Source organism: Campylobacter sp. BCW_6466 (assembly GCF_001762835.1).
Taxonomy (GTDB): domain Bacteria; phylum Campylobacterota; class Campylobacteria; order Campylobacterales; family Campylobacteraceae; genus Campylobacter_D; species Campylobacter_D jejuni.
Map to the genome: position 1 here is coordinate 1 of NZ_MJXO01000039.1, position 7,840 is coordinate 7,840.

General features: G+C 38.1%; 1 protein-coding gene, 2 tRNA genes and 3 rRNA genes. 5 read left to right on the forward strand and 1 reads right to left on the reverse strand.

Going from position 1 to position 7,840, the window contains the following annotated elements; all coding sequences use genetic code 11:
* Positions 1 to 282: 282 nt before the first annotated feature.
* Positions 283 to 1,038, reverse strand: a complete 756-nt coding sequence (locus AJ887_RS04055; protein ID WP_070240551.1) for a basic amino acid ABC transporter substrate-binding protein — start codon at positions 1,036 to 1,038, stop codon at positions 283 to 285.
* Positions 1,039 to 1,761: 723 nt separating this feature from the next.
* On the opposite strand from AJ887_RS04055, the gene AJ887_RS04060 reads away from it, so the two are divergent.
* The 5 genes from AJ887_RS04060 (at position 1,762) to rrf (ending at position 7,732) form a co-directional block, all read left to right on the forward strand.
* Positions 1,762 to 3,274: ribosomal RNA gene (locus AJ887_RS04060) — 16S ribosomal RNA — on the forward strand.
* A 102-nt stretch (positions 3,275 to 3,376) separates the two neighbouring features.
* Positions 3,377 to 3,452, forward strand: a tRNA-Ala gene (locus tag AJ887_RS04065).
* A gap of 8 nt (positions 3,453 to 3,460) precedes the next feature.
* Positions 3,461 to 3,537 (forward strand) — tRNA-Ile (locus AJ887_RS04070).
* A 726-nt stretch (positions 3,538 to 4,263) separates the two neighbouring features.
* Positions 4,264 to 7,321: ribosomal RNA gene (locus tag AJ887_RS04075) — 23S ribosomal RNA — on the forward strand.
* 294 nt (positions 7,322 to 7,615) lie between these two features.
* Positions 7,616 to 7,732, forward strand: a 5S ribosomal RNA gene (gene rrf / locus AJ887_RS04080).
* The 16S, 23S and 5S rRNA genes sit together here with 2 tRNA genes alongside, the layout of an rRNA operon.
* Positions 7,733 to 7,840: the final 108 nt, after the last annotated feature.

Below are 7,840 nucleotides of genomic sequence, written 5' to 3' on the forward strand. Positions count from 1 at the left end.
ACTCAAATATTTTTCTCCTTCCTTATTTAAAATGATTTATTTTGAAATTAATTTCATATTATTTATTTTTTAATAATAATATAAAATATAAAAATAAAATAGTGGAATAATAAAATATTTAAACTTAAAGTATAATTAAATACTGATTATTATATAATTATAAAATTTCAATTTAATTTTTATTTTATATAAAAAATTGATTTAATGAGAGTAAAATTGTATGAAATGTTATCTTGTAAAATATAACGAAGATTTAAGTTGCATAAGCGTGAATTTTCACGCTTACTCTAATTCATATTTTTTGATCAAAGTATTGTAAAATCCATTGGTTTTTGTCTCATCTATACCTTTGTCAAAAATTTTTACCAATTCTTTTTGTTTGTTTTTATCAAAAGCAAAGCTAAAGCCTTCTCCACCATCCATTTCTTGGTAAAAACTTACCAATTCTGGATTTTCAGCTAAAAAACCTTTAGCAGTATCTTCATCTGCGATAATAGCATCAATTTTCTTGTTTTTTAGTGCTAAAACAGCAATATTTAAATCTTTATTACTTTGCACTTGTGCATTTTTGATAGCTTTTGCAGTATTTTCTTGTAAAGTTCCTAGTTGAACTCCTATTTTTTTACCTTCTAAATCATTTTTTGTTTGAAGTAAATTGTTACTTTTTAGTTTAAGATAAAGATTTTTACTCATATAGTAAGGTTTAGTAAAATCAACACTCTGTCTTCTTTCATCCGTTGCGCTCATAGCCGAGGCAATCATATCGATTTTACCGGCTTTTAAAGCAGGTATTAACCCATCGAAATTAGTCTCAACCCAAACAATTTTAATACCATTTTTTTTGGCGATCTCTTCTACTAGATCCGTATCAAAACCTGTGAGTTTTGAATTTTCTTTATAGTTAAAAGGTTTATAGTTTGGGGCGGTTCCAACCTTTAATTCTACGCTTGCATTTGTTTCTTTGTTTTTAGAATCATTGCAAGCGTTTAAAAATAAGCCAACCAAGGCAACTAAAATAACACTAAATATTTTTTTCATTTTATTCCTTTGATATAAAATATTTTAAAATTATACTTATTTTATATTTAATTGAGTCTGATTGCTTTTTGCAATTTTAAATTATATAATCTTTAAAATATATTTTTATACAAATATTTTCAAAAACCTACCAAATATTTATACTATTTAATCCTTTATTTAATCCCCTTTTAAGTTTAATTGGTTATACTTTCATTTCCTTTTTTTGAAAAAAGGACTTAAAATCTTTTAAATTATAAAGTTTCACTAACTGAGTAGATTTTATAAATTAACTTTATTTTAGATTTTTTAAGTTTTTAAATTATTTAAGTTTTTAACTTTCTTAATTTTTTAATTTAAAACTAAAAGCTTTTTTATAAATCTTGTTTTTTAATTTAAAAACTTTTCATTTAAAAATGATTTTTTGTTTTGTTCTTTTAACTTAGTATTGTTATTCAAATCTTATTAGTCAATCTTTGAAATCTAAATAAGTGATCGATTGAGCCAGAAAGATTTAGGCATAAGTAATTATGTAAAATCTATTCAATCTAATTTAAAAAGATTAAAAGCTTTTCTTTTAATCTTTTATAGCTTTTTCTTTGAAGAAAAAGATTAAACTATCTATAAAAGTAATAAGGTTTATCTCTTTAATGTAATCTAAGTAGTTTATCTATATTAGGTTGGCGGGGTAGGCCTTTAGCTTGCTTCTTAGTCAAGGCTTTGCCTTGATGCTAAAGAAGGTTTATTATGGAGAGTTTGATCCTGGCTCAGAGTGAACGCTGGCGGCGTGCCTAATACATGCAAGTCGAACGATGAAGCTTTTAGCTTGCTAGAAGTGGATTAGTGGCGCACGGGTGAGTAAGGTATAGTTAATCTGCCCTACACAAGAGGACAACAGTTGGAAACGACTGCTAATACTCTATACTCCTGCTTAACACAAGTTGAGTAGGGAAAGTTTTTCGGTGTAGGATGAGACTATATAGTATCAGCTAGTTGGTAAGGTAATGGCTTACCAAGGCTATGACGCTTAACTGGTCTGAGAGGATGATCAGTCACACTGGAACTGAGACACGGTCCAGACTCCTACGGGAGGCAGCAGTAGGGAATATTGCGCAATGGGGGAAACCCTGACGCAGCAACGCCGCGTGGAGGATGACACTTTTCGGAGCGTAAACTCCTTTTCTTAGGGAAGAATTCTGACGGTACCTAAGGAATAAGCACCGGCTAACTCCGTGCCAGCAGCCGCGGTAATACGGAGGGTGCAAGCGTTACTCGGAATCACTGGGCGTAAAGGGCGCGTAGGCGGATTATCAAGTCTCTTGTGAAATCTAATGGCTTAACCATTAAACTGCTTGGGAAACTGATAGTCTAGAGTGAGGGAGAGGCAGATGGAATTGGTGGTGTAGGGGTAAAATCCGTAGATATCACCAAGAATACCCATTGCGAAGGCGATCTGCTGGAACTCAACTGACGCTAAGGCGCGAAAGCGTGGGGAGCAAACAGGATTAGATACCCTGGTAGTCCACGCCCTAAACGATGTACACTAGTTGTTGGGATGCTAGTCATCTCAGTAATGCAGCTAACGCATTAAGTGTACCGCCTGGGGAGTACGGTCGCAAGATTAAAACTCAAAGGAATAGACGGGGACCCGCACAAGCGGTGGAGCATGTGGTTTAATTCGAAGATACGCGAAGAACCTTACCTGGGCTTGATATCCTAAGAACCTTATAGAGATATGAGGGTGCTAGCTTGCTAGAACTTAGAGACAGGTGCTGCACGGCTGTCGTCAGCTCGTGTCGTGAGATGTTGGGTTAAGTCCCGCAACGAGCGCAACCCACGTATTTAGTTGCTAACGGTTCGGCCGAGCACTCTAAATAGACTGCCTTCGTAAGGAGGAGGAAGGTGTGGACGACGTCAAGTCATCATGGCCCTTATGCCCAGGGCGACACACGTGCTACAATGGCATATACAATGAGACGCAATACCGCGAGGTGGAGCAAATCTATAAAATATGTCCCAGTTCGGATTGTTCTCTGCAACTCGAGAGCATGAAGCCGGAATCGCTAGTAATCGTAGATCAGCCATGCTACGGTGAATACGTTCCCGGGTCTTGTACTCACCGCCCGTCACACCATGGGAGTTGATTTCACTCGAAGCCGGAATACTAAACTAGTTACCGTCCACAGTGGAATCAGCGACTGGGGTGAAGTCGTAACAAGGTAACCGTAGGAGAACCTGCGGTTGGATCACCTCCTTTCTAGAGTACAAAGTAATAAGTCTCACCACTATTACTTCAATATATAAACTCAATTGATTCTTGTTTAGATTTCAAAGATTGATGATAAAGCTAATTGTTTATGGGGAATTAGCTCAGCTGGGAGAGCGCCTGCTTTGCACGCAGGAGGTCAGCGGTTCGATCCCGCTATTCTCCACCATTTATTAAGGGCCTATAGCTCAGCTGGTTAGAGTGCACCCCTGATAAGGGTGAGGTCACAAGTTCAAGTCTTGTTAGGCCCACCATAAAAAAGATTTGAATAAAAAAGCTTTAAAATCTAAAGCAAGTATATAAAGTAGATTAAATATAAAATATAAACTCTATACTTAGATTTATTTTTTTATCTTTAACTATAAAAGAATATACTTTAATAGATATAAATAGCATATACATTATGTATTTATATTTATAATGATTATATTAATATATATACTTCCTTTAGGTTTTAAACCTAAATGTTCTTTTTAATTATCATTGTTAAGAGTCACAAGCAAGTTTTAATAAAAACAATTTTACAGGACTTGTTAAAGGATAAAACCTATTTATCTTTTCTTTGGTTTAACTTATATCTTTTAATTATCTTTATCTTTAAAATAAAGAGAATATTAGATTTAAGATTTATAAATTAAAGACAAGTTTCAAACTCACAGCTTAGTTAAGACTAAATCATTTAGTTTCTATATTAAGGTTTGAATGCTTTCCGTCTTAAGATAAAGAAGTCTTATCATAAAAACTTTAACAAGGAAGTGATGCGTTTTAGAATCAATAAAAAAGGTAGAAGTTAGGTTATATCTAACTTTTATGCAAATTGTTTTTTTAGTGATTAAGAATTGAAGCTTTATCTACATTAATTTTTTAATGAATGTTTAGTTTATTTCGTTTTAAGCCTAATATCTTTTAGGTTGGCGGGGTAGGCCTTTAGCTTTGGTTCTTTAAGATGAGCTTTGCTCATCTGCTAAAAGAACATCAAAAGGTAAGCTACTAAGAGCGAATGGTGGATGCCTTGACTGGTAAAGGCGATGAAGGACGTACTAGACTGCGATAAGCTACGGGGAGCTGTCAAGAAGCTTTGATCCGTAGATTTCCGAATGGGGCAACCCAATGTATAGAGATATACATTACCTATATAGGAGCGAACGAGGGGAATTGAAACATCTTAGTACCCTCAGGAAAAGAAATCAATAGAGATTGCGTCAGTAGCGGCGAGCGAAAGCGCAAGAGGGCAAACCCAGTGCTTGCACTGGGGGTTGTAGGACTGCAATGTGCAAGAGCTGAGTTTAGCAGAACATTCTGGAAAGTATAGCCATAGAGGGTGATAGTCCCGTATGCGAAAAACAAAGCTTAGCTAGCAGTATCCTGAGTAGGGCGGGACACGAGGAATCCTGTCTGAATCTGGGTCGACCACGATCCAACCCTAAATACTAATACCAGATCGATAGTGCACAAGTACCGTGAGGGAAAGGTGAAAAGAACTGAGGTGATCAGAGTGAAATAGAACCTGAAACCATTTGCTTACAATCATTCAGAGCACTATGTAGCAATACAGTGTGATGGACTGCCTTTTGCATAATGAGCCTGCGAGTTGTGGTGTCTGGCAAGGTTAAGCAAACGCGAAGCCGTAGCGAAAGCGAGTCTGAATAGGGCGCTTAGTCAGATGCTGCAGACCCGAAACGAAGTGATCTATCCATGAGCAAGTTGAAGCTAGTGTAAGAACTAGTGGAGGACTGAACCCATAGGCGTTGAAAAGCCCCGGGATGACTTGTGGATAGGGGTGAAAGGCCAATCAAACTTCGTGATAGCTGGTTCTCTCCGAAATATATTTAGGTATAGCGTTGTGTCGTAATATAAGGGGGTAGAGCACTGAATGGGCTAGGGCATACACCAATGTACCAAACCCTATCAAACTCCGAATACCTTATATGTAATCACAGCAGTCAGGCGGCGAGTGATAAAATCCGTCGTCAAGAGGGAAACAACCCAGACTACCAGCTAAGGTCCCTAAATCTTACTTAAGTGGAAAACGATGTGAAGTTACTTAAACAACCAGGAGGTTGGCTTAGAAGCAGCCATCCTTTAAAGAAAGCGTAATAGCTCACTGGTCTAGTGATTTTGCGCGGAAAATATAACGGGGCTAAAGTAAGTACCGAAGCTGTAGACTTGCACACAACTTAGATTATTTAAGTTGAGAATATAAAAAACTAAGTTATATGTTTTAAGTTATATTTTTACTGATTTTTATAGAGTAAAGATAGAAATAAAACTTAGTAAAATCAATAAAAATATTCTTAGGCTAAAGTTAAGTAGTTTAAGTTGTGTGCAAGTGGTAGGAGAGCGTTCTATTTGCGTCGAAGGTATACCGGTAAGGAGTGCTGGAGCGAATAGAAGTGAGCATGCAGGCATGAGTAGCGATAATTAATGTGAGAATCATTAACGCCGTAAACCCAAGGTTTCCTACGCGATGCTCGTCATCGTAGGGTTAGTCGGGTCCTAAGTCGAGTCCGAAAGGGGTAGACGATGGCAAATTGGTTAATATTCCAATACCAACATTAGTGTGCGATGGAAGGACGCTTAGGGCTAAGGGGGCTAGCGGATGGAAGTGCTAGTCTAAGGTTGTAGGAGCTTATACAGGCAAATCCGTATAAGAACACTCCGAGAACTGAAAGGCTTTTTGAAGTCTTCGGATGGATAGAAGAACCCCTGATGCCGTCGAGCCAAGAAAAGTTTCTAAGTTTAGCTAATGTTGCCCGTACCGTAAACCGACACAGGTGGGTGGGATGAGTATTCTAAGGCGCGTGGAAGAACTCTCTTTAAGGAACTCTGCAAAATAGCACCGTATCTTCGGTATAAGGTGTGGTTAGCTTTGTATTAGGATTTACTCCGAAAGCAAGGAAACTTACAACAAAGAGTCCCTCCCGACTGTTTACCAAAAACACAGCACTCTGCTAACTCGTAAGAGGATGTATAGGGTGTGACGCCTGCCCGGTGCTCGAAGGTTAATTGATGGGGTTAGCATTAGCGAAGCTCTTGATCGAAGCCCGAGTAAACGGCGGCCGTAACTATAACGGTCCTAAGGTAGCGAAATTCCTTGTCGGTTAAATACCGACCTGCATGAATGGCGTAACGAGATGGGAGCTGTCTCAAAGAGGGATCCAGTGAAATTGTAGTGGAGGTGAAAATTCCTCCTACCCGCGGCAAGACGGAAAGACCCCGTGGACCTTTACTACAGCTTGACACTGCTACTTGGATAAGAATGTGCAGGATAGGTGGGAGGCTTTGAGTATATGACGCCAGTTGTATATGAGCCATTGTTGAGATACCACTCTTTCTTATTTGGGTAGCTAACCAGCTTGAGTTATCCTCAAGTGGGACAATGTCTGGTGGGTAGTTTGACTGGGGCGGTCGCCTCCCAAATAATAACGGAGGCTTACAAAGGTTGGCTCAGAACGGTTGGAAATCGTTCGTAGAGTATAAAGGTATAAGCCAGCTTAACTGCAAGACATACAAGTCAAGCAGAGACGAAAGTCGGTCTTAGTGATCCGGTGGTTCTGTGTGGAAGGGCCATCGCTCAAAGGATAAAAGGTACCCCGGGGATAACAGGCTGATCTCCCCCAAGAGCTCACATCGACGGGGAGGTTTGGCACCTCGATGTCGGCTCATCGCATCCTGGGGCTGGAGCAGGTCCCAAGGGTATGGCTGTTCGCCATTTAAAGCGGTACGCGAGCTGGGTTCAGAACGTCGTGAGACAGTTCGGTCCCTATCTGCCGTGGGCGTAAGAAGATTGAAGAGATTTGACCCTAGTACGAGAGGACCGGGTTGAACAAACCACTGGTGTAGCTGTTGTTCTGCCAAGAGCATCGCAGCGTAGCTAAGTTTGGAAAGGATAAACGCTGAAAGCATCTAAGCGTGAAGCCAACTCTAAGATGAATCTTCTCTAAGCTCTCTAGAAGACTACTAGTTTGATAGGCTGGGTGTGTAATGGATGAAAGTCCTTTAGCTGACCAGTACTAATAGAGCGTTTGGCTTATCTTTAATAAAGCATCACTTCCTTGTTAAGGTTTTTATAAAGCTTTGAATGTTTTATATGAAATATTTATATAAACATTATGTTTTTAAGCTAATAAAATCTTTCAAGTAGAGTTTGTATTAGAACTTGCTCTTAACATTGTTTTTTAAGTATTCTATATAAAAACTTATCAAAGATAAAAGATAAGTAAAGAAGAAAGAAAAACAAAAGAAGAAAGAGAATAAAGAAAAAAGTAAAGAAATGAAAGATTAAGCTTTATTTTTTAAATTCAATCTTTCAAAGAATATTTAAATAACAATGTCCGTGATTATACAGATGTGGAAACGCCTTGCTCCATCCCGAACCAAGAAGCTAAGCACATCGTGGGTGATGATACTACGCCTTACTGGCAGGGGGAAAGTAGCTCATTGCGGACTTGTTAAATATCTTCATTACTTACTTTATATATAAATCCTATGTTTATTTTTATTGTTGTTTTAGATGATGCTTAGAATTGTGTTTAAAAAAGAGTTTGTTGCTGGTTA